Annotated in this window: 22 protein-coding genes; 11 read left to right on the forward strand and 11 right to left on the reverse strand. The window is 69.8% G+C overall.

Going from position 1 to position 22,206, the window contains the following annotated elements; genetic code table 11:
* Nucleotides 1–22: 22 nt before the first annotated feature.
* Both BLR99_RS03835 and BLR99_RS03840 read right to left on the reverse strand, forming a co-directional pair.
* Nucleotides 23–988, reverse strand: a complete 966-nt coding sequence (locus BLR99_RS03835; RefSeq protein ID WP_011796978.1) for a type III secretion system chaperone — start codon at nucleotides 986–988, stop codon at nucleotides 23–25.
* A 168-nt stretch (nucleotides 989–1,156) separates the two neighbouring features.
* Nucleotides 1,157–1,960: an IclR family transcriptional regulator domain-containing protein gene (locus BLR99_RS03840; RefSeq protein ID WP_017438324.1), complete on the reverse strand. Its 804-nt coding sequence runs from the start codon at nucleotides 1,958–1,960 to the stop codon at nucleotides 1,157–1,159.
* Between the two features lie 160 nt (nucleotides 1,961–2,120).
* On the opposite strand from BLR99_RS03840, the gene BLR99_RS03845 reads away from it, so the two are divergent.
* The 10 genes from BLR99_RS03845 (at nucleotide 2,121) to BLR99_RS03890 (ending at nucleotide 10,650) form a co-directional block, all read left to right on the forward strand.
* Nucleotides 2,121–2,822: a 3-oxoacid CoA-transferase subunit A gene (locus BLR99_RS03845; protein WP_011796976.1), complete on the forward strand. Its 702-nt coding sequence runs from the start codon at nucleotides 2,121–2,123 to the stop codon at nucleotides 2,820–2,822.
* Nucleotides 2,823–2,873: 51 nt separating this feature from the next.
* Entirely contained in the window at nucleotides 2,874–3,521 is a 648-nt protein-coding gene (locus BLR99_RS03850) for a 3-oxoacid CoA-transferase subunit B (RefSeq protein ID WP_011796975.1), read from the forward strand.
* Nucleotides 3,522–3,557: 36 nt separating this feature from the next.
* Complete coding sequence (pcaF, locus tag BLR99_RS03855; protein WP_011796974.1) at nucleotides 3,558–4,766, forward strand: 3-oxoadipyl-CoA thiolase; 1,209 nt, start codon at nucleotides 3,558–3,560, stop codon at nucleotides 4,764–4,766.
* 11 nt (nucleotides 4,767–4,777) lie between these two features.
* A complete protein-coding gene (gene pcaD, locus BLR99_RS03860; RefSeq protein WP_011796973.1) occupies nucleotides 4,778–5,575 on the forward strand; it encodes a 3-oxoadipate enol-lactonase in 798 nt (265 codons plus the stop codon).
* Nucleotides 5,576–5,585: 10 nt separating this feature from the next.
* Complete coding sequence (locus BLR99_RS03865) at nucleotides 5,586–6,656, forward strand: cyclase family protein (RefSeq protein WP_011796972.1); 1,071 nt, start codon at nucleotides 5,586–5,588, stop codon at nucleotides 6,654–6,656.
* Between the two features lie 115 nt (nucleotides 6,657–6,771).
* Nucleotides 6,772–7,068, forward strand: a complete 297-nt coding sequence (locus BLR99_RS03870) for a YciI family protein (protein ID WP_011796971.1) — start codon at nucleotides 6,772–6,774, stop codon at nucleotides 7,066–7,068.
* A 47-nt stretch (nucleotides 7,069–7,115) separates the two neighbouring features.
* Nucleotides 7,116–7,850: an SDR family oxidoreductase gene (locus BLR99_RS03875; protein ID WP_011796970.1), complete on the forward strand. Its 735-nt coding sequence runs from the start codon at nucleotides 7,116–7,118 to the stop codon at nucleotides 7,848–7,850.
* A 73-nt stretch (nucleotides 7,851–7,923) separates the two neighbouring features.
* Complete coding sequence (locus tag BLR99_RS03880) at nucleotides 7,924–9,261, forward strand: short-chain fatty acid transporter (protein ID WP_011796969.1); 1,338 nt, start codon at nucleotides 7,924–7,926, stop codon at nucleotides 9,259–9,261.
* Between the two features lie 52 nt (nucleotides 9,262–9,313).
* A complete protein-coding gene (gene catC, locus BLR99_RS03885; RefSeq protein ID WP_011796968.1) occupies nucleotides 9,314–9,598 on the forward strand; it encodes a muconolactone Delta-isomerase in 285 nt (94 codons plus the stop codon).
* Nucleotides 9,599–9,663: 65 nt separating this feature from the next.
* Nucleotides 9,664–10,650 carry a tripartite tricarboxylate transporter substrate binding protein gene (locus tag BLR99_RS03890; RefSeq protein ID WP_011796967.1) on the forward strand — a complete coding sequence of 329 codons (987 nt, stop codon included), beginning with the start codon at nucleotides 9,664–9,666 and terminating at the stop codon, nucleotides 10,648–10,650.
* A 6-nt stretch (nucleotides 10,651–10,656) separates the two neighbouring features.
* Here the strand turns inward: BLR99_RS03890 and BLR99_RS03895 are convergent, their stop codons facing one another.
* The 9 genes from BLR99_RS03895 to BLR99_RS03935 form a co-directional block, all read right to left on the reverse strand.
* Nucleotides 10,657–12,468, reverse strand: a complete 1,812-nt coding sequence (locus tag BLR99_RS03895; RefSeq protein ID WP_011796966.1) for a glycoside hydrolase family 15 protein — start codon at nucleotides 12,466–12,468, stop codon at nucleotides 10,657–10,659.
* Nucleotides 12,469–12,515: 47 nt separating this feature from the next.
* On the reverse strand, nucleotides 12,516–13,382 hold the full coding sequence (locus tag BLR99_RS03900) for an SDR family oxidoreductase (RefSeq protein WP_011796965.1): 867 nt from the start codon (nucleotides 13,380–13,382) through the stop codon (nucleotides 12,516–12,518).
* A gap of 42 nt (nucleotides 13,383–13,424) precedes the next feature.
* A complete protein-coding gene (locus BLR99_RS03905; RefSeq protein ID WP_041828177.1) occupies nucleotides 13,425–13,871 on the reverse strand; it encodes a MarR family winged helix-turn-helix transcriptional regulator in 447 nt (148 codons plus the stop codon).
* A 121-nt stretch (nucleotides 13,872–13,992) separates the two neighbouring features.
* Nucleotides 13,993–14,976 carry an XdhC family protein gene (locus BLR99_RS03910; RefSeq protein WP_011796963.1) on the reverse strand — a complete coding sequence of 328 codons (984 nt, stop codon included), beginning with the start codon at nucleotides 14,974–14,976 and terminating at the stop codon, nucleotides 13,993–13,995.
* 1 nt (nucleotide 14,977) lies between these two features.
* Nucleotides 14,978–17,272: a xanthine dehydrogenase family protein molybdopterin-binding subunit gene (locus tag BLR99_RS03915; protein ID WP_011796962.1), complete on the reverse strand. Its 2,295-nt coding sequence runs from the start codon at nucleotides 17,270–17,272 to the stop codon at nucleotides 14,978–14,980.
* Between the two features lie 14 nt (nucleotides 17,273–17,286).
* Nucleotides 17,287–17,961, reverse strand: coding sequence for an N-carbamoylsarcosine amidohydrolase (locus tag BLR99_RS03920; RefSeq protein WP_011796961.1), 675 nt, complete (start codon nucleotides 17,959–17,961; stop codon nucleotides 17,287–17,289).
* Nucleotides 17,958–19,043, reverse strand: a complete 1,086-nt coding sequence (locus tag BLR99_RS03925) for a 2,5-dihydroxypyridine 5,6-dioxygenase NicX family protein (RefSeq protein ID WP_011796960.1) — start codon at nucleotides 19,041–19,043, stop codon at nucleotides 17,958–17,960. Before BLR99_RS03925 ends, BLR99_RS03920 begins: the two co-directional genes overlap by 4 nt.
* 50 nt (nucleotides 19,044–19,093) lie before the next feature.
* The gene (locus tag BLR99_RS03930; protein WP_011796959.1) at nucleotides 19,094–19,930 is read right to left on the reverse strand and encodes an alpha/beta fold hydrolase; all 837 of its coding nucleotides are present in this window, start codon (nucleotides 19,928–19,930) and stop codon (nucleotides 19,094–19,096) included.
* A 10-nt stretch (nucleotides 19,931–19,940) separates the two neighbouring features.
* Nucleotides 19,941–20,720, reverse strand: a complete 780-nt coding sequence (locus BLR99_RS03935; protein ID WP_017439066.1) for a maleate cis-trans isomerase family protein — start codon at nucleotides 20,718–20,720, stop codon at nucleotides 19,941–19,943.
* 323 nt (nucleotides 20,721–21,043) lie between these two features.
* On the opposite strand from BLR99_RS03935, the gene BLR99_RS03940 reads away from it, so the two are divergent.
* The gene (locus tag BLR99_RS03940; RefSeq protein ID WP_011796957.1) at nucleotides 21,044–22,201 is read left to right on the forward strand and encodes an FAD-dependent monooxygenase; all 1,158 of its coding nucleotides are present in this window, start codon (nucleotides 21,044–21,046) and stop codon (nucleotides 22,199–22,201) included.
* The last annotated feature ends 5 nt before the right edge of the window (nucleotides 22,202–22,206 follow it).

The raw sequence follows: 22,206 nt of genomic DNA on the forward strand, positions 1-22,206 counted from the left end.
CGGGAACTCCTTGTGTCCTGGGTCATTGCCCGGGGGGGCGCGCACCGGACATGCTGGCGGCGAGGGCGGCGAATCCGTCCAGCTGGACGGCCAGGCCGGCGCCGTCCATGCCGGTGGAGTCCCAGCGTGTCTGCACGAGCGTGCCCTCGGGCGAAAGGCCGAGGGCGCAGCCGGCGATCACCATCAGTTCCACGTTGGCCTGCAGCGCCGCGATGCGCGCGGCGCTGTCGGCCAGCGGCCTGTCCAGCAGCGCGGACAGCAGCAGGGTGCGGCCGTCCCCGCAGGCCACGATCTGGATGTCCGTCCCGTGCAGCCTGGCGCTGCCTGCCAGCGGGAGGCCGCTGGCTTGCGCATTGCCGGCACCGAGTTCCTGCAGTGCCTGCTGGATGAGGGGACGGTGCCAGTCCGCATCGATCCGTGCCTGCGTGGCGGCTTCGAGGCCGGGCGGCAGCGGCGGCATTTCCGGCGGCGCGGCTTCCGGACCGGGCGCGCTCCCGGCCTGGCGGAGGGCATGCGCTTCGATCATCGGGGACAGGCTGCGCTGCACCGCGCCCGCGCTCTCCCGCAGCATGCCGCTGAAGTAGCCGAGCTGGAACAGGCCCTGGGCGAGCAGCGCCGCGTCGCCGACATGGGAAGGCGGCACGGCCTGAAGGACCGTGGCGCGGCCGCAAGGATCCATGCCGATCCCGATGGAGCCGAGCGCCATCGCCGGTACGTTGAGGTGCAGCAGCAGGCTCGTCCAGACGGGTTCTTCCACGCCGGCGGGGCAGGGCAGCGAGGCCACCAGCGCCCAGCGTTCCTGCGGGGCGTCCTGGATCAGCAGGGGGCTGTAGCGGACGCCGTCCTGTTCGAAAGCGAGCGCCCTGGCGAAAAGCTCCGCGCCTTCCGGCCCGCCGAACTGCAATGCGGCTTCGCGCAGCCACGCCGCCGACGGGGACGAGAGAGTGGAAGATGGATCGGTGGTGTGCGCGGTCGACATAGTCTGCATGGGCCCCCCGTTGGGCATGCACATTTTTTACACATCCATGCACGACAGGGGGCTGCATGGCGAAGCAGTCGCGCGGAATGCGAAGCCGCCGGCCGGCGCAGGCCCACCGGGGCCGGGATTGTGTTACGGAACTGTCGGGCTGAAGGGGGCCGCGCGGGGGGCGCGGCCTCAGCCGCGCCGCGTGCCCAGCAGCCCAGAGATGGTGTCGGCCGTGCGCAGCAGTGCGGGCAGCAGGTCGCGCTGCATCACCTTCGCGCTGGTGCGGTTGGCCTGTCCGCTGATGTTGAGCGCGGCCACCGTGCGGCCGGCGCGGTCGCGCAGCGGGGCGGCGACAGAGATCAGCCCTTCCTCCAGTTCCTGGTCGATCAGGCACCAGCCCTGCGCGCGGGCGGTCTGCACACGGGCGAGCAGTTCCGCGTCCTCGACCACGGTGCGCGGCGTGAAGCGCTTGCGTGGCAGGTCGTTCATGAGCGCGATGACGCGCTCGTCGGGCAGGCCGGCCAGCAGCATGCGGCCCATGGACGTCCAGAACGCGGGCAGGCGCGAGCCCACGCCCAGGTTGGTGCTCATGATCTTGTGGGTGTGGATGCGCAGCACATAGACGATGTCGTGCCCGTCCAGCACGGCGGCCGAGCACGATTCGCGCACCTCGCCGGCCAGCGCTTCCATGGAGGGCTCCGCGAGATCCCAGATGGGCATGGACGAGAGGTAGGCGAAACCCAGGTCCATGATGCGCGGCGTGAGGCGGAACAGCCGCCCGTCGCTTTCCACGTAGCCCAGCGTCTGCAGCGTGAGCAGGATGCGGCGCGCCCCCGCACGCGTGAGGCCCGATGAGGCCGCTACTTCGCTCAACGTCTGCTGCGGCGCGGCGGCGCTGAAGGAACGGATCACTTCCAGCCCGCGGGCGAACGACTGCACGTAGCTGTCGCCCGGCCTAGGGTTTTTACCAATATCCGTGGGGGTATCGCTCATAAGCCGTTGGTTCTAGAATTAATTCATTGTACGAACATTTGTTCTTTACGCGAACAAAATTTCGCAACCGGGCAGCCGGTTGCCTCCCGCTCGCGGGGCCGGATTGTCGCCGTGCGGCACCGCGGTCCGGCCTTTGCTCCCCTTCCAGGTTTTTCTTCCCATGATCAACAAGATTGCGGATTCCGTCGCCCAGGCCCTGTCGGGCATCCAGGACGGCGCCACGGTGCTCGTCGGCGGCTTCGGCACGGCCGGCATTCCCGGCGAACTGATCGACGGACTGATCGAGCAGGGCGCCCGTGACCTCACGGTGGTCAACAACAACGCCGGCAACGGCGACACGGGCCTGGCCGCGCTGCTCAAGACGGGCCGCGTGCGCAAGATCATCTGCAGCTTCCCCCGGCAGGTGGATAGCTGGGTGTTCGACGATCTGTACCGCTCCGGCAAGCTGGAGCTGGAACTGGTGCCGCAGGGCAACCTCGCCGAGCGCCTGCGCGCGGCCGGGGCCGGCATCGGCGCCTTTTTCTGCCCGACGGCCTACGGCACCGAGCTGGCGAAGGGCAAGGAAACGCGCGAGATCGGCGGCAGGCATTACGTGCTGGAGTACCCCATCCACGGCGACGTGGCCCTCGTCAAGGCCGAGCGGGGCGACCGCTGGGGCAACCTGACCTACCGCATGTCCGCGCGCAATTTCGGCCCCGTGATGGCCACGGCCGCGAGGCAGACCATCGCCACGGTGCACGAGATCGCGGAGCTGGGCGCGCTGGACCCCGAGGCCATCGTGACCCCCGGCATCTTCGTGAGCCGCATCGTGCGCATCGAGCGCACCGCCACCCAGGGCGCGGGCTTCAGGAAGCCTGCCTGAGCCCGGCATCGCATCGGAATTGAACAGGCCACCAGCGCAGAAGGAATCAGCGTGAGCAGCTATCAGAAACGCAGCAAAGACGAACTGGCCCGGCGTGTGGCCCAGGACATCCACGAAGGCGCCGTCGTCAACCTGGGCATCGGGCAGCCCACCCTCGTGGCCAACCACATACCGGCCGACCGCGAAGTCATCCTGCAGAGCGAGAACGGCATCCTCGGCATGGGCCCCGCGCCCGCGGCCGGGCAGGAGGACTACGACCTCATCAACGCGGGCAAGCAGCCCGTCACGCTGCTGCCGGGCGGCGCTTACTTCCACCATGCCGACAGCTTCGCCATGATGCGCGGCGGCCACCTGGACATCTGCGTGCTGGGCGCCTTCCAGGTCAGCGCCACGGGCGACCTGGCCAACTGGAGCACGGGCGAGCCCGGGGCCATTCCGGCCGTGGGCGGCGCCATGGACCTGGCCATCGGCGCCAAGCAGACCTGGGTGATGATGGACCTGCTGACCAAGCAGGGCCAGTCCAAGATCGTGGCGCAGTGCACTTATCCGCTGACGGGCATCGGCTGCGTCAAGCGCATCTACACCGACCTCGCCACCCTGGCCTGCACGCCGGACGGCCTGGTGCTGATCGACGCCGTGCAGGGCCTGGAGCACGGGGAACTCGAACGCCTCGTCGGCCTGTCCATCCGCGCCGCCTGAAACGCCGCGCCCTCAACCCCAAGGAGACAAGACACCATGACCTCTTCGCAAGCCTTCATCTGCGACGCCATCCGCACGCCCTTCGGCCGCTACGGCGGCGCGCTCTCCAGCGTGCGCACCGACGACCTGGGCGCCACTCCTCTCAAGGCGCTGATGGCGCGCAACCCCCGGGTCGATTGGGCCGCGGTGACGGACGTGCTCTACGGCTGCGCCAACCAGGCCGGCGAGGACAACCGCAATGTGGCCCGCATGAGCGCGCTGCTGGCCGGCCTGCCCATCGACGTGCCGGGCGCCACCATCAACCGCCTGTGCGGCTCGGGCCTGGATGCGGTGGGCACGGCGGCGCGCGCCATCAAGGCGGGCGAGGCGGGCCTGATGATTGCGGGCGGCGTGGAAAGCATGAGCCGGGCGCCTTTCGTGATGCCGAAGGCCGAAACCGCCTTCAGTCGCAGCAACGCGGTCTATGACACGACCATCGGCTGGCGCTTCGTGAACAAGCTCATGAAGGCGCAGTACGGCGTGGATTCCATGCCGGAAACGGCCGAGAACGTGGCCGACGACTACCAGATCGAGCGCGAGGCGCAGGACCGCATGGCCCTGGCCAGCCAGCTCAAGGCCGTGGCCGCGCAGAAGGCCGGCCACCTGGCGCGCGAGATCACCGCCGTCACCATCCCCCAGAAGAAGGGCGACGCGGTGGTGGTGGACAAGGACGAACACCCGCGCGAGACCAGTCTGGAGGCGCTGGCCCGGCTCAAGGGCGTGGTGCGCGAGGGCGGCACGGTGACGGCCGGCAACGCCAGCGGCGTGAACGACGGCGCCTGCGCGCTGCTGCTGGCCGATGAGGCCTCGGCCGCCAAGCATGGCCTGGCGCCGAAGGCCCGCGTGGTCGGCATGGCCACGGCCGGCGTGGCCCCGCGCGTGATGGGCATCGGCCCCGCGCCCGCCACGCAGAAGGTGCTGGCGCAGACCGGCCTCACGCTGGAGCAGCTCGACGTGATCGAGCTGAACGAAGCCTTCGCCGCGCAGGGCCTGGCCGTGCTGCGCATGCTGGGCCTGAAAGACGACGACGAGCGCGTGAACGCCTGGGGCGGCGCCATCGCCCTGGGCCACCCGCTGGGCGCCAGCGGCGCGCGCCTGGCCACCACGGCCGTCAACCGGCTGCATGCCACGGGCGGGCGCTATGCGCTGTGCACGATGTGCATCGGCGTGGGGCAGGGCATCGCCGTGATCCTGGAGCGCGTGTGAGCGGGGGGGCCATGACCGGCGAAACGCTGCAGACCGCCGCCGGGAGCTTCCGCGTACGGGTCGAAGGGCCCGCGGGCGCGCCGGCGCTGGTGTTGTCCAATTCGCTGGGCACCACGCTGGAGATGTGGGATGCGCAGGCCGAACGATTCGCCCGCACGCACCGCGTGGTGCGCTACGACACGCGCGGCCATGGCGGCAGCGTGGTGTCGCCGGGGCCCTATACGTTCGACCAGCTCGGCGGCGACGTGGTCGCGCTGCTCGATGCCCTGGGCATCGCCCGGGCGAGCTTCTGCGGCATCTCCATGGGCGGCCTCACGGGCCTCTGGCTGGGCGTGAACGCGCCGCAACGCCTGGAGCGCCTCGTGGTGGCCAACAGCGCCGCGAAGATCGGCACGGCCGACGGCTGGGCCGCCCGCGCCGCGCTGGTGCGCGAGAAGGGCGCGGCCGGCATGGCCGAACTCGCGGCCTCGGCGCCGGGGCGCTGGTTCACCGATGCCTTCGCCGCCGCGCAGCCCGAGGTGGTGCGGCGCGCCCAGGGCTGGGTGGCCGGCATCGCGCCGGAAGGCTATGCCGCCTGCTGCGAAGCGCTGGCGCAGGCCGACCTGCGCGGCGCGATCGGCGCCATCGGCGTGCCCACGCTGCTCGTCGCCGGCCAGGCCGACCCGGTCACCACGGTGGCGGATGCGCGGGCCATGCAGGCCGGCATCGCTGGCGCGGAGTTGGCCGAGTTGCCGGCGTCGCACCTGTCGAACCTCGAAGCGCCGCAGGCCTTCGATGCCGCGCTCGCGGAATTTCTGCAGAGGGACTAGGACCGCATCCATGGAACAGCGACAGCCTTCCAACCCCCGCTGGAAACACCGTCCGCCCGGCTCCACCTGGGGCGATTTCGGGCCGGACGACCAACTGGGCCGCCTGAACCTGCTCACGCCCGAGAAGGTGCGCCAGGGCGTGGCCGAGGTGCGCGAGGGCCTGGCGTTCGCGCTCAGCCTGCCGCTGGACTATCCCGGCGGCAGCGCGCTCAACCCGGCCCGCCACCCGCCCGTGCTGCGGCCATCGGTGCGCAAGGGGCTGGTCAACTTCAACTGCCTGCTGGCGGAGCTGGAGCCGGGCCGCACCGACGTGATGTCCGACGACCTGGCCATCCTGTACCTGCAGTATTCGACGCAATGGGACAGCCTGGCCCATGCCGGATCGCTGTTCGACGCCAACGGCGACGGCCTGCCCGAGGCGCTCTACTACAACGGCTATGCGGCGGGACGGCACATCGTCGGCCCGCGGGACCTGCGCGACACGGGCGTGCCGGCCGCCACGGACGCGGCCGGCAGCACCTCGGCCGCCCATGCTTTGGGCATCGAGGGCATGGCGCGCACGGGCGTGCAGGGCCGCGGCGTGATGATCGACCTGCGCGCCCACCTGGGCGACGCGCGCACGCTGGTCGGCTACGACACGCTGATGCGCGTGCTCGAAGCCGATGGCGTGGTGGTGGAGGAGGGCGACATCGTCTGCCTGCACACGGGCTTCGCCGAGGTGGTGCTGGGCATGCGCCGTCATCCCGACCCGCAGGTGCTGCACAACGCATGCGCGGTGCTGGACGGCCGCGACGAGAAGCTGCTGCAGTGGATCACCGACAGCCAGCTCGCCGCCATCGCGGCCGACAACTACGCCGTCGAAGGGCTGCCCGCGCGCCCGGGGCCGGCCTGCTGCGCGGCGCTGCCGCTGCACGAGCACTGCCTGTTCAAGCTGGGCGTGCACCTGGGCGAGCTGTGGCACCTCACGCCGCTGGCGCGCTGGCTGCGCGAGCACGCCCGCCACCGTTTCCTGCTGACGGCGCCGCCGCTGAACCTGCCCGGCGCCGTGGGTTCGCCCGTGACGCCGGTCGCCACGGTCTGAAACCCATCGCCTGCATCCGGGGCCGGAGCCCCGGACGCCGCCCGATCCGCATCCACAGCCGCCGGGCCACCGGCGGTCGCCATGTGCGGCCCGCCGCGCACGGAAAGAACACGCCATGCCTTTCATCATCGAGACCTTCGACAAGCCCGGCCACCAGCACGTGCGCCAGGCCACGCGCGCCGCGCACCTGGAGTTCCTGGACCGCCACAAGGCCTTGCTGCTGGCCTGCGGCGCCAAGCTGGACGACGACGGCCGTGACCTGGGCGGCGGCCTCTATGTGGTGGCGCTGGATTCGCGCGAGGAAGCCCAGCGCTTCATCGAATCCGACCCTTTCCATGCCGCCGGCCTGTTCGAGCGCGTGGTGCTCACGCGCTGGCGCAAGGCGTACGTCGACGGGCAGTGCCACCTGTGAGCCGGACGCTGCCGTGCGGCACCCCCTATTCCCCTGAAGGATTCCCCATGACGACTTCCACTGCTTCTTCCTCGCGCGAGCGCGTCCTCATCACCGGCGGCGGTGCCGGCATCGGTGCGGCCACGGCCGAGCGCTGCCGCGCCGACGGCTACGAGCCGGTCGTCATCGACCGCAGCGTGGACCACGTGCCCGGCGGCATCCAGGCGGACCTGTCCAACCCCGCGGAAACGGCGCGCGCGCTGCAGCAGGCGCTGGCCGGCGGCCCGATCACGCGCCTGGTCAACAACGTGGGCATCGTGGTGCCGGCCGAAGCGGCCGAGCAGACACTGGAGCAGTTCGACCTGGCCGTGGCGCTGAACCTGCGCTGCAGCCTGCAGTGCATGCAGGCACTGCTGCCGGGCATGCAGGCGGCGGGCTTCGGGCGCATCGTGAACATGTCCTCGCGCGCCGCGCTGGGCAAGGAGCTGCGTACCGCGTACTCGGCCACCAAGGCCGGCCTGATCGGCATGACGCGTGTCTGGGCGCTGGAGCTGGGCCGCCACGGCATCACGGCCAACGCCATCGGACCGGGCCCCATCCGCACCGAGCTGTTCGACCGCGCGAACCCGCCCGATGCGCCGCGCACGCAGGCCATCATCGATGCGGTGCCCGTGAAGCGCGTGGGCACGCCCGACGACGTGGCGCATGCGGTGTCGTACCTGCTCGACGAGCGCAGCGGCTTCGTCACGGGGCAGGTCTTGTACGTCTGCGGAGGCATGACGGTAGGGGTGGCCGGGGTCTGACGGCGGCCGTTCGTCCCCCAGCTCCACCTTCGTTTTCTCAGAAATCCACACAACACCAAAGAGACAACTCCCCATGTCGAAAATCACCGCTTTCTTCACCGAACTGATGCGGCGCTACCTGCCCGATCCGTTCGTCTTCGCGATCCTGCTCACGCTGCTGACCATGGCGCTCGCCTTCGGCGTGGAGAGCCGCCCGATCGATGCCGTGGTGCAGGACTGGGGCAAGGGCTTCTGGAGCCTGCTGGCCTTCACGACGCAGATGGCCGTGATCCTGGTGATGGGCTACGTGCTGGCGGCCGCGCCCATCGTGGACCGTTTCCTCGACCGCATCGCCGCGCGCGTGAGCACGCCGCGCCAGGCCATCATCGTCGCGACCCTCGTGGGCGGCGTGGGCAGCTACCTCAACTGGGGCTTCGGCCTGGTGATCGGCGGCATCATGGCGCGCAAGCTGGCGCTGAAGGTGAAGGGCGTGCACTATCCGCTGATCATCGCGGCCGCCTACACGGGCTTCACCATGTACAGCCTGGGCTTCTCGGCGACGATCCCCGTGCTCATCTCCACCAAGGGCCATGCCTTCGAGGGCACGATGGGCCTGATCCCGCTCACGCAGACGATCTTCTCCGCGCCCATCCTGCTCACCAGCCTGGCCGTGCTGGTCGCGCTGCCGCTGCTCAATGCCGCCATGCATCCCAGGCAGGGCGAGAAGGTGGTCGAGCTGGACCCGGCCACCGTGGCGGAGGCCAGGCCCGCCGCCAGCGCAGAGGGGCTGCTGGGCGACGAGAAGACGCTGGCCTGGCGCCTCAACAACAGCCGCATGCTGAGCCTGCTGATCGGCCTGTGCGGCATGGCGTACGTGGTCATGCACTTCGTGCGCGGCGGCAACCTCGACCTGAACATGATCAACTTCTTCATCCTGTTCCTCGGGGTGCTGCTGCTGGGCACGCCGATGAAGTACGTGGAGAAGGTCAACGAGGGCGTGAAGACGATCGGCGGGATCATCCTGCAGTTCCCGTTCTACGCCGGCATCATGGCGATCATGCACGGCTCGGGGCTGGTGGAATCGATCGCGCACGTGTTCGTGAACATCTCCACCGCGGCCACGCTGCCGCTCTGGGGCCTCGTCAGTTCCTTCGTGATCAACTTCTTCGCGCCCTCGGGCGGCGGCCACTGGGTGCTGCAGGGCCCGTTCATGATCAACGCGGCCACCACCCTCGGCGCGTCGCAGGCGCAGACGGCCATGTCGGTGATGCTGGGCAACGGCTGGAACGACCTCGTGCAGCCGTTCTGGATCCTGCCGGCGCTGGCGCTGTCCAAGCTCAAGCTGAAAGACATCATGGGCTACACGGTGGTTTCCATGCTGCTCGTGGGCGCCATCTACGCCGTGACCATGCTGGTCTGGCCGGACCTCTGATCGCTTCTCCCTTTTTGTTTTCGCCTCTTCCCTTTTTCTCAAGGAGCAACCCATGCTGTTCATGGCCGAAATGACCGTCCGCATCCCGTCCACGCTCGCCCCCGAAGTGGCCGACGAGATCAAGCGCAAGGAAAAGGAGTATTCGCAGCAGCTGCAGCGGGACGGCAAGTGGCGCCACCTGTGGCGCGTCGTCGGCGAATACGCCAACGTGAGCATCTTCGACGTGTCCGGCAACGACGAGCTGCACACGATCCTGAGCGGGCTGCCGCTGTTCCCGTACATGGAGATCAAAGTGACGCCGCTGGCCAACCACCCGTCGTCCATCGTGCAGGAGTGAGCGCACCCGGCACCCACCGCACCGCATCCCCATCCTTACAACGAAGAGATCCGAGGAAACGAACCATGACCATCGCCCACCAGACCTTCCGCCGCGGCCTGCTCGCCGCCGCTGCCGCCTGCGCCCTGCTGCCCGGCTTCGCCGCCGCCCAGGCGTTCCCGGGCAAGCCCATCACCATCATCGTGCCCTTCGCGGCCGGCGGCACCACCGACATCCTGGCGCGCATCATCGCCCAGGGCATGGGTGCCGAGCTGGGCCAGTCGGTGGTGGTGGACAACCGCGCCGGCGCGGGCGGCAACATCGGCGGCCAGGTGGCGGCACGCGCTCCGGCCGACGGCTACACGCTCTTCATGGGCACGGTGGGCACGCACGCCATCAATGCGGCGCTCTACAGGAAGATGCCCTTCGACCCGGTGAAGGACTTCGCGCCCCTCACGCGCGTGGCCAACGTGCCCAACCTGCTGGTCGCCAACCCCGCGCAGCCCTTCAAGACGGTGCAGGAGCTGATCGCCTATGCCAAGGCGAATCCGGGCAAGATCAACTTCGGCTCCTCGGGCAGCGGCAGCTCCATCCACCTGTCGGGCGAGTTGTTCAAGAGCATGGCCAAGGTGGACATGCAGCACGTGCCCTACAAGGGCAGCGCGCCGGCCGTGACGGACCTGCTGGGCAACCAGATCGCGATCATGTTCGACAACATGCCCTCGGCCATCCAGCACGTGCGCTCGGGCAAGCTGCGCGCCATCGCCGTCACCACCGCCAGGCGCTCGCCCGAACTGCCCGACGTGCCGACCATCGCCGAAGCCGGCGTGCCCGGCTACGAGGCCACCTCGTGGTTCGGCATGTTCGCGCCGGCCGCCACGCCCGCGCCCGTGGTCGCGCAGCTCAATGCCACCATCGTGAAGGTGCTCGCGCAACCCGACATCCGGAAGAAGCTCGCGGAGCAGGGGGCGGAGGCCGCCGGAGAGACGCCCGCGCAGTTCGCCGACTTCATCCAGAAGGAGAGCGTGAAGTGGGGCAAGGTAGTGAGGGAGTCCGGCGCCAGCGTCGATTGATGCGTTCTAAGGCTGCCAGACCGGCCGATAGGCCGGATCGAGGCGGCGATCGAGGAAGTAGGCAGCGCTGATGAACGCAAGGTGGCTGAGGGCCTGGGGAAAGTTGCCGAGCGGCAGGCCGCGAACGTCGATCTCCTCGGCGAACAGCCCCAGATGGTTGGCATAGGCCAGGCCCTTGGCCATGTGGATCCGTGCCTCATCGAGACGCCCGGCGCGGGCCAGGCACTCCGTGTACCAGAACGTGCACGTGGTGAACGCGCCCTCCTCGCCACCCAGGCCGTCATCGACGTTGTAGCGATAGACCAGCCCGTCGTCGCACAGCTGCTCGCCGATGGCGTCCAGCGTCCGGAGCCAGACGGGGTCGGTCGAAGAGACGAAGCGCACGAGCGGCATCATCAGCAGTGCCGCGTCGAGTTCCTTGCCGCCGCGTTCCTGCACGAAATAGCCGTGCTCGGGGTGGCGGAAGTTCGTCCATATGTCGGCGACGATCTCATCGCGGGCCTGCGCCCAGGCGACCAGCGGCGCGGGAAGGGAGCGTTTCTTGGCCAGGCGGATGGCGCGGTCGAGCGCAACCCAGCACATCACCCGGGAATGCAGGAAGTGGCGCGGTGCCGAGCGCATCTCCCAGATGCCCGCGTCCGGCTCGTTCCAGTGCTCGATCACGTGGTCGACGATGGCGCGGACGTGCTGCCAGCCCTGGTAATGGATGGGGTCCCCGTACTTGTTGGAGAGGTAGGCGCTGTCGAGCAGCTCGCCGAAGATGTCGAGCTGGATCTGCTCCTGCGCCGCGTTGCCGATGCGGACGGGCCGGCTGTCCGCATAGCCCGCCAGATGCGGCAGTTCCTGCTCCCGCGCCGTGGCCGATCCATCGAGCGCATACATGATCCGCAACGGATGGTCGCGCTCCGCTGCCACGACCCTTTCGCCCACCCAGTGGTTGAAGCGGTTGGCCTCCTCGGTGAAGCCGAGCCGCAGGAAGGCATAGACGGTGAACGAGGCATCGCGGATCCAGGTGGCGCGGTAGTCCCAGTTGCGTTCCCAGCCCTCGGCTTCCGGCAGCGAGAACGTCGCCGCGGCCGCGATGGAGCCATGGCGGGCCGACGTCAGCAGCTTCAGCGTCAGGGCCGAGCGCAGCACCTGTTCGCGCCAGCGCCCCGTGTAGGTCGAGAGGGCATGCCAGGAACGCCATGCGTGCGTGGTGGCTTCGATCTGCGCCAGGATCGCTGCCTCGTCCGGACAGGGCATCCCGGGGGCGCAGAGGAAGAACCACGCACTCTCGCCTCTGGACAGGGTGAAACGGGCCTGGGCACCGCCTTCCGCCACTTCGAGCGGGGCGGACGCGAAGAAGTCGAGCGCCGCGTCCCGGCCACCGAAGCGCACGCCGCCGTCGATGGCGACCACCTCAGGTATCTCGCGCGCGTAATCGAAGCGCGGCGCGCAGCGCACCGTGAATGCCACCGTACCGCTCGTCACCGTCAGGCGCCGGATGAGACCGCGCGCACCGTGGCCCGTGCGCTGGCGGGCTTCGGGCTGCGGCATCAGGTCGACCACCTCCGCGCTCCCGTTCGTGCCCATCCAGTGGGTCACCAGGACGTTGGTGTCCGGCACGTAGAGCTGGAGGTTGCGGGGTGCTGCCAGGTCGGGCTGGATCTCGAAGGCACCGCCCCGGCCCGGATCGAGCAGATCCGCGAAGACCGTGGGACTGTCGAGCGTGGGCCAGCACAGGTAGTCGATCGCGCCGTCGCGTGCGACCAGGGCCACCGTTTCGAGATCGCCGACGATGCCATGGTCCCCGATGGTCCGGAGCGCTTCAACCATCGAGGCCTACCTTGGTCGGGAAAATCATGCTGCTGCCGCTCGAAAGGTTACGAGCCATGCCGGGCAAACGCATCGCGGTGATCGCGAATGAAATCGTCGAACCGGCGCGCAGGCTGGCCGGTGAGGCGCTCGATTTCGAAGGTCGGATCGATGTCGTGGTGGCCGGCCACGACGTCCGCGAACTGCACGACCAGGCCCCTGGCCATCCAGGCGGAGTTGCCGGTCAGCCGCAGCATGGCACGGAACACGAACGTCGGCAGGTTCAGGTAGCGCACCTGGTGTCCGGTCACGTGCGACAGCCGCTTCGCCGCCTCGTGCGTGTCCAGCGTTTCCGGCCCGGTCAGGAAGTAGGTGGCCCCTGCGTGGCCCTCCTGGGTCAGAACGGCGGCGGCGACGCGGGCCACGTCACGGGTATCGACCCATGACACCGACCCGTCGCCCGTCACCTGGGGCAGAAAGCCCTTGGCGATCGGCTTCTTGAACCACAGGAAGTTCTGCATGAAGGCGGTGGGCTTCAGGAGGGTCCAGCCGATACCCGCGGCGCGCAGGTGGTGGTCGATGAGCGCGTGGGTGCGTGCCCACGGAACCGGCGTGCGCACATTGCCATCGGAGGCGGAAATCTTCACGACCCGGCCCACGCCCGCGCGCTTCGCGGCGTCGATGGCGCCCGTTTCCTGGGTGAACTGGTCGGGGTTGGGCGGCGTGATGAGGAACATCGTGTCGCAGCCCTGCATGGCCGCTGCGAGCGTCTCGGGCCTGTCGAAGTCGCCGAGCACGGCATCCATGCCCTGTTGCCTGAACCTGTCCACCTGTTCCTGCCTGCGCGCCATGGCGCGAAAAGGCGCTCCTGCCGCCTTCAGCAGCTTGCACAATTCACCGCCGATGCCGCCGGTGGCTCCACAAACCAGGATCATGTCAAGGGTTCCTTCCAAGTGGGAAAACGGGTGTGGCACCGGCTAGCCGAGCTGCTCCGAGATCACCTCCACCATCGCGTGGAGGGTGGCGATGGCGCCACGGATGCGGGCCGTGCCGATCCGCTCGGCGATGGCCTGATCGATCGGCGCCACGGCGCGCTCGGCGCGGGTCACGGCATCCAGGCCGGCGCGCGTCAGCACGACGAGCTTTGCGCGGCGGTGATGGGGATTGGGCTGGAACTCGACCAGCCCCTGCCCAGCCAGCAGATCGACGATGCGTTGCACCGCCTGGCGGGTCAGCCCCATGTTGCGCGCGATGGATGCGACGGCCAGCGGACCCGCCGAATACCGCAGGGCGGCAAGCACCTGCCACCAGGCGCTGGTCAGGCCCAGGTGGGCCACGAGTTCGTTGCCCGCATTCAGCAGGCGGCCGTTCGCCGCGAAGATCGCCAGCGCCAGTTCACGGACATCCATGTGGGGATCGGACATGCGCAGCATATTTCTACATTGACAATATGTTGTCAATAAGAACGGGAAGGTGCCGATGTAGGCCGGTGCCGCGATCCACTGCCGTGGAGTGCCGGGGGTAGTACAGGGGCAGCGCCGGAAATCACGCGCCCGCAGGCACGCCGTTCTTCGCGGCCACCAACTCGGCCACCATCGAGAGGGCGATCTCGGCCGGCGTCCGGCTGCCGATGAACAGGCCCGCGGGGCCGTGCAGGCGCTTCAGTTCGGAGTCCTGAAGCCCGAAGTGCGCCTGCAGCCGCTCGCGCCGCCGCGCGCTGTTGTTGCGCGAGCCGATGGCGCCGACGTAGAAGGCCCGGGAACGCAGGGCCTCGATCAGCGCCAGGTCGTCCAGCTTGGGGTCGTGGCTCAGGGCGAGCACGGCCGTGCGGTCGTCGTCCCGCAGCGCCAGGACCACGTCGTCGGGCATGTCGCGCGTGAAGGCGATGCGGCCCCGCGCCCACGCCGGGGCCTGCTCCAGGCGCGGGTCGCACAGCACGATGTCGAAGCCGACGTTCACCGCCATCTGGCACGCGTAATACGCGGTGTCGCCCGCGCCGATGACGACCAGGCGCGCGACCGGCGCGAAGCGTGTCACGAAGCGCTCCGCGTCCAGCAGCGGCGCCGCGCCGTGCGCGACATCGCGCAGCAGCACTTCGCCGCTGGCCAGGTGCAGCGCGCGCTCCACGCAGCGCCGCTGCGCACAGCCGTCCAGCAGTTCCTGCAGCCGGCTGCGTCCGTGCAGCGGCTCCATCACCAGTTCCACGGTGCCGCCGCAGGGCAGGCCGAAGCGGTGGGCCTCGTCGGCCGAGATGCCGTAGCGCAGGACATCGGGGAGCGCCGTGGCGCCCTCGGCCTGCGCCTGCGCGGTGGCCTGCCGCTGCACGCGGCGCACGAGATCGTCTTCGATGCAGCCGCCCGAGACGGAGCCCACCACCTCGCCGCGCGCATTCATCGCCATGAGCGACCCGGGAGGCCGCGGGGACGATCCCCAGGTGCGTGCGACGGTCACCAGCCACGCGCGCCCGCCGGCCTGCAGCCAGCCGTTCGCCGTGCGCAGCACGAGGCTGTCCAGGTCCGTCGCCTCCATGTCAGGCACTGCCGAGTGCGGACCGCACGGCGTCCGGGGTGAACGGCGCCCGGTAGAAGCGCCGCCCCGTGGCGTCGAACAGCGCATTGGCCAGCGCGGCAGGGCCCGGCACCGAGGCGGATTCGCCGGCGCCCATGGGCGGCTCGTCCTGCCGCGGCATGAGCACCACTTCGATCGGCGGCACGTCGCGGAAGCCGATGATGGGATAGCCGCCCCATTCGCGGCTGGCCACGCCCCGCTCGTCGAAGGCGACGCGTTCCAGCAGGCTGCGGCTCAGGGTCTGGATGACGTTGCCGTGGATCTGGTGGCGCACGCCGTCGGGGTTGACCATCATGCCCGTGTCCTGGCCGACGACGATGCGCCGCACGGCGATGCGGCCGCTCGCCGGATCGACCTCGATGTCCACGACCCAGGCGGCCCAGGCCGCGCCGAAGCCGGGAAACCGGCTGTGCACGTAGCGCGCATAGGCCACGCCGCGCCCGCGCAGCAGACCCTGGGCGCCGGGCCGGCCCCGGCTGCCCGGCTGCCCGCGCCGCCAGCCCGCATGGCGGGCCGTGGCGACGATCAGCTCGATGGCGCGCGGGTCGTCCAGGTGGCGGATGCGGTATTCCACCGGATCGGCGCCGGCCGCCTGGGCCAGCTCGTCGATCATGCAGTCGTGGGCGAAGGAATTGGGCAGGGCCGACACGCCGCGCAGCCACGAGGAGCGCACCAGCGGTGCCATGTCGTGGCAGGCGATGCGGCGGCTCGCATAGCGGTAGGGCGGCACGGCGGTGCGGTCGCCCATCTCCAGCGTGCGCGGCTGGCCCGGCACGCGGCCGGTGAGCAGCAGGGCCAGCAGGGGCGCGTCGTTGGAGGGGTAGCGCACGGCGAAGTCGCAGGCCAGCAGTTCTCCGCCCTGGCCGATGGCCGCGCGCACGTCCATGAGCTGGCCCGTGCCCTTGGGCTCCCACTGGTGCTCCTGCTCTCGCGTGAGCTGCACGCGCACCGGCGCGCCCACGGCCATGGACAGCAGGGCGGCATCCGCGCAGACATCGTCGGCGCAGTTGCGGCCATAGCAGCCCGCGGCCTCCAGGCGCACGATGTCGATGCGGTCCTCGCCCAGCCGCAGCAGCCGGTCCAGGTCGGTGCGCAGCATGTGCGGGTTCTGCGTGCCGGACCACACGGTGAGCCGCCCGCCCTGGAAGTCGGCGACGGCGCAGGAGGGGCCGATGGAGGCGTGCATCTGGTAGGGCCAGACGTAGCTGCGCTCCAGCACCGTGGCGGTGCGCGGGTCCGCGAAGGCGGCGTCCACGTCGCCCTCGTCCACCAGCGCGCGGCGCTGCGCCGGGTTCGCACGGATCGCGCCGGCCACGTCGCGCAGGTCGGGCGCGGGCGGCACGGGCCGCCATTGCACGCGCAGTGCGCGCAGGGCGGCGATGGCCTGTTCTTCGCGGTCGGCGACCACGCCGACGAAGTCGCCCTCGGTGACCACCTGCACGTTGCCGGGCAGATGCGCGACGGAGGCATGGTCCACGGCGACGAGGCAATGGCCGATGAAATCGCCGCCGTCGCGGCCGGGGTGCGGCGGGCGCACGACGCGGCCATGGCGCATGCCGGGTACGCGCACGTCGTGCACGAAGCTCAGCTCGCCGGTGGCCTTGGCGGGAATGTCCACGCGCGCAGCGCCGCGGCCCACCAGCCGGTATTCGCTCGCGGGCTTGAGCTTCACCGGCTGCTCGGGCGGCGCCAGCGGCAGGTGCAGGCGCTGTCCCTGCAGGTTCTGCAATAGTTGTCCGTAATGGAGCGTGCGCGCATCGCCGCCGTCGGCAAAGTAAACGACGCCATCCCGCGCCTGCAGGCGCCCGGCATCCACGCCCCATTGCGCGGCTGCGAGCGCCAGCAGTTGCTCGCGCGCTTGGGCCGCCGCACGGCGCAGCGGCACCGCGGAAATCTGGATGCTCGCGCTGGCGATGGTCGGCCCCTGGTTGGGCGATGCGGCCGTGTGGCCCAGCACCATCTCCAGCCGGGCCAAAGGCACTTCCAGTTCTTCGGCCACGATCTGCGCCAGCGCGGTGCGGATGCCCGTGCCCAGGTCCACGTGGCCATTGAAGGCCAGAGCGCGCCAGCCCGCTTCCGCACCGGGGTCGGCCAGCACCGCCACGAAGATTTCGGGCGTGGCCTGCACGTAGTCGGTACCCGAGCCGGGCTGCCCCGGCGCGGGCTTCGGGGGCGCCACGGGCTGGCGCACCACGAGCAGGGTGTCGGGGCGGTCCAGCAGCGGGGCGTGCAGGTCGTGGGGCCGGGGCAGGTTCATGGAGCGGCGTTATCTCAACGCGCGAGCGCGCCGGTATCGGCCAGGGCCTGGTCGAGGGGCATCACGGCCGCGTACTTCTGCGCCATGTCGAACAGGTTGGCCTCGTGGGGGCCAAGGGCGCGGTCGCCGCAGCAGTCGGCCACCACCAGGGGACGGAAGCCCGACTGCATGGCATCGACCACGCTGGCGCGCACGCAGCCGCTGGTCACGCAGCCGGCCACCAGCAGCGTCTGCACGCCGCGCTGGGCCAGCCAGGGCGCGAGCATGGTGCCGAAGAAGGCCGAGGGCGTGCTCTTGCGCACCACGTATTCGCCCGGGGCGGGGGCCAGCTCGGGCACGATGGCGCTGGCCGGGCTGTCTTCCTTCAGCGTCAGCATGCCGGGCACCTTCAGGCAGAAGATGTTGCTGTCCGCGTCGTCGTCCGAGAACACGATGCGGCTGTGCGCCACGGGCCAGCCGCGTTCGCGCGCATGGGCCAGCAGGCCGCGCGTGCGCTCGATCGCCGCGGGAATGTTGCCGCCGCCGAACACGGCCGGGTCGGCGAAGCCGTTCACGAAGTCGATGATGAGCAGGCCGAAGGGCGCCTTGAGCGGCAGCGGCGTGCCGAAGCCCTGGCGGGCGTAGGCGGAGATGTCGCCCTGCACGCCCCCGGCGGGGATGCTCTGGGCGCTGGTGGTGGGGTTCGTCATGCGATGTCCTTGCCTTGCCGGGATTTTCTGGCAGCGCGTGCCAGTCCTGCTTCGTCCTGCACCACGCCGTCGATCACCACGGGCGTGCCGTCCAGCGCCACCGTGCAGTGGCGCATCGGAATGTCGATGTGGCAGGCGGTGGTGCGGCTGCCGCCGGCCTCGTTGTTGGGGCCCATGGACCAGAGGAAGTTGCCCTCGAAGGCGCGCGCGTCCATGCCGATGTGGGTCTCCTTGTTGTAGTGCGCCAGCATCGACCAGTGGGCGCGCGGCTGCAGCCCCCAGCCGACGTGGGAGACGGCGTAGGCCTCCGGGTCCTCGTAGGAGGCCATGTACTCCTTGAGGATCTCGGCCTGCAGGCCGCCGCCGATGCGCGTCACGTAGCCCTGCTCAATCGTGAGTTCGATGGGATCGGTCACGTAGTCCTTCATGGGCAGCAGGATGTCGCCGCGGTCCAGCACCACGCGGCCGTGGCTCCGGCCCTCGTCGGGCCAGGTCAGCACGAAGCCGCTGGGCCAGTGGTCCCAGCGGCCGGGCTCGTCCACGAAGCCGTATTCGCAGATGGCGGGGAACTCGCCCAAGGCGCAGCGCAGGTCGGTGCCGGCCGCGGAGGTGATGTGCATCTGCTTGGCCGCCTCGATGCGCTTCGATGCGGCCTGCACGCGCGCGCGGTCGGCCTCCGTGGGCACCAGGCGGCACAGCACCTCGGGCGGCTCCACGGCCAGCAGGATCTTGGTGCCGGTCTGCAGGATCTCGTGCTGCTCGGGGGAGAACAGCAGGGTCATGAGGTCGAGCACCAGGTCGCTCGCCTTGAGCGCGGCGATGGCGGCCGGGTTGCCGGTCAGGGGCGTGGTGCCCAGGTAGGCCAGCGAATCGCGGCTGAGCGACTTCTCGGCGTTGACGGGCGGCAGGTCCAGCCGGTTGACGCGCGCGCCCAGGTCGCTGGAGGCCGCGATCGCGCAGCGCAGCGTCTGCGGATGCGTGTCGGCGCCCGTGAGCACGGTGACCGTCTGGCCGGGCTCGAGCCGGGACAGCGTGAGCACCTGCTTCCAGGCGTGGATCAGATCGTTGTCGCTGACGGACATGCGGGGCTCCTTGGCGGTGTGGTGGCGGAGAGGGTGCGACAGGCGGGCATTCAGTCGACCTTGGTCCCGAGGAAGTCGCCGAGCGCTGCGTAGAAACCGGCCTCGTTGTCCCACGGGATCATGTGCCCGGCGCCGGGCACGCGCACGTGCCGCGTCTGGGGCGCGAGGCCCTGCCACTCGGCCACGTCCGCGTCGCGCACCACGTCGCCGCGCTCGGCGGTGACGAGCAGCAGCGGCTGCGGAATGCGGGGCAGGTCGGCGTGGATGTCGTCGCGGCCGAAGTCCTCGAAGCTCTGCACGATCGCGGGCTCGTAGCAGGTGTGCAGCCATTGCGCGCGCAGTCGGCGCTGCTCTTCGGTCCAGGTGGGGCAGAAGGCGCGCATGGCCTCGGCATCCATGCCCTGCGTGGCCTGGCGGATCGAATCCACGTACCAGGGCAGGGCGGCCGGGTAGGCGCGGCGGCCGGGGCCGGAGACGGGCGGATCGACGATGACCAGGCGCGTGAGCCCGGCCGGCTGGCCGCGGGCCGCGCGCACGGCGATGCGCCCGCCCATGGAGTGGCCGACCAGGGCCCAGCGCTGCAGGCCCAGGGCCTGCGCCAGCGCGATCACGTCGGCAGCCTGGGCGTCGAGGCCGTAGTCCAGGCCCGGGCCGGAAGACGACAGCCCGCGCCCGCGCACGTCCAGCACGTAGGTGTCGAACCGGCGGCCCAGGTGCTCGGCGACGAAGCCCCAGGTCACGGCCGGGCTGGTGATGCCGGGGACCAGGATGACGGCATCGCGCCCCGCGCGCTCGCCCTCGGCGCCGCCATAGCGCAGGTAGTGCTGGCGGATGCCGTTGGCGTGGACGTGGCCGCCGTAGCGGAAGGTGCTGGAGTGGTCGCTCATGGAATGTTCCTCAGGCCTTGGCCGCCGTGTCGTACGGATAGGCGCCCGACAGCAGCGCGCCCGCGCCCGGCACCACCGGGTCCAGGCCCAGTTCCTTGAGGATGGCATAGGTGGTGGCGATGGAGGCCGTGAGCACGGGCTTGCCCGTGGCCGCCTCCACCTGGGCCACCGCCGGCAGCGAGGGCATCTGCACGCAGGCCGACAGCACGATCACGTCGGCATCGGCGTAATCCATGCCGGCGACGATGCCGGGCAGCTTCGCGGGGTCGTGGCGGCCCACCTCGAGGTTGTCGGGAATCTCCAGCGCGCGCCAGTCCACGATCTCGAAGCCCTCGGCGGCGATGTAGTCCATGACCAGCTGGGTGAGCGGAACCATGTAGGGCGCGACCAGGGCGATCTTCTTCGCACCCATCACTTTCAGCGCCTCGACCAGCGCGCCCGCGCTGGTGATCACCGGGGCCGTGGCGCCGTTGCTCGCCGTGCGTTCGGTCAGGCGCTGCTGCGACACGCGGTGGTAGCCCTTGCCCATCGCCATGATGGCCACGAGGCAGGCATAGCCCAGCACGTCCACCCGCGCATCGCTGAGCTCCAGCGCGCAGCGGTCGCTCTCGGCATCCATGGCGGCCAGCTCTTCCTTCTGGACCTTCTTCATGCGCATGCGGCTGGAGTGGAAGGTGAAACGGTCCTGCGGGCGCAGCGTGGAGTGGGCCTGCAGCATGGCCGGCACCTCGGTCTCCATCGTGGTGTTGGAGCTGGGGACGATCTGGCCGATGCGGTATGTCTGGGTCATGGCGTGCCTTGTTCGCGCGATGCGCGTTTGATGAAGATCAGATGGGTGTGTACGCTTCATTTTTGCAAAACCCGTGCCTTCTGGCAAACGGCAATTTCATCGGGGTTTGCACCTATGTTGTGCGTGAAACGCACCAAAAACTGTACGAAGCGACTTATCCTTCTGCACCGTGGTGCGCTTGATGTTGCTCAATGAATCAAGTGCATACACCTAAATTGGGTGAATTTCTTGCATGGCATGGATAGTGCTTTTCACCCTGGAAAGAGCCTGCCGCAGCGGCGGCCGCCCGTCCGACTTCCCACATTCCCGCTAGGAGAAAAACCGTGTCCCAATCCCCCCGTATCGCCGTCGTCGGCGCCGGCCTGGGCGGCGCCGCTGCCGCCAAGCTGCTGCTGCAGGAGGGCTTCGATGTCCGCGTCTATGAGCAGGCGCCCAGCTTTTCGCGCCTGGGGGCCGGCATCCACGTCGGGCCCAACGTGATGAAGATCCTGCGCCGCATCGGCATCGAGGATGCGCTCAACGCCCAGGGCTCGCACCCCGACTACTGGTACAGCCGCCACTGGCAGACCGGCGACGTGCTGGCGCAGATCCCGCTGGGCGACTACGCCGTGAAGGAGTACGGCGCCAGCTACCTGACCGTGCACCGCGGCGATTTCCACGCGCTGCTGATCGATGCGCTGCCGGGCAGCGTGATGGCCTACGGCAAGTTCCTGACGAAGGTCGAGGACCGCGGCCACGTGGTGGTCATGCATTTCGCCGACGGCACGACCGAGGAGGCCGACATCGTCATCGGTGCCGACGGCGTGAACTCCCGCATCCGCGAGGAACTGCTCGGCCCCGAGCTGCCCAAGTACGCGGGCTACCTGGCCCACCGCGCCGTGTTCCCCACGCCCGAGGTCCAGGCCGGCATGCTGCCTTTCGACGCCTGCGTGAAGTGGTGGAGCGACGACCGCCACATGATGACCTACTTCGTCACCGGCAAACAGGACGAGCTCTACTACGTGACCGGCGTGCCCGTCGAGCACTGGGACCTGAACGACCGCTGGCTGCCGAGCAGCAAGGATGAGATGCGCGAGGCCTTCTCGGGCTGGCACCCCACGGTGCAGGCGCTGATCGACGCCACGGTGGAGGTGACCAAGTGGTCGCTGCTGGAGCGCGACCCGCTGCCGCTGTGGAGCCGCGGCCGCCTCGTGCTGCTGGGCGACGCCTGCCACCCGATGAAGCCGCACATGGCGCAGGGCGCCGCGATGGCCATCGAGGACGGCGCCATGCTGGCGCGCTGCCTGAAGGAGGTCGGCGCGCACAACCACGAACTCGCCTTCGCGCTGTACGAGGCCAACCGCGCCGAGCGCGCGAGCAAGGTGCAGCGCATCTCGCACGACAACACCTGGCTGCGCACGAACGAAGACCCGTCCTGGTGCTTCGGCTACGACGTGTTCAGTATCCCCCTGGTGGAACCGAAGGTCGCCGCCGCGGCCTGATACTT

The organism is Paracidovorax citrulli, assembly GCF_900100305.1.
In the GTDB taxonomy this organism is placed as follows: domain Bacteria; phylum Pseudomonadota; class Gammaproteobacteria; order Burkholderiales; family Burkholderiaceae_C; genus Paracidovorax; species Paracidovorax citrulli.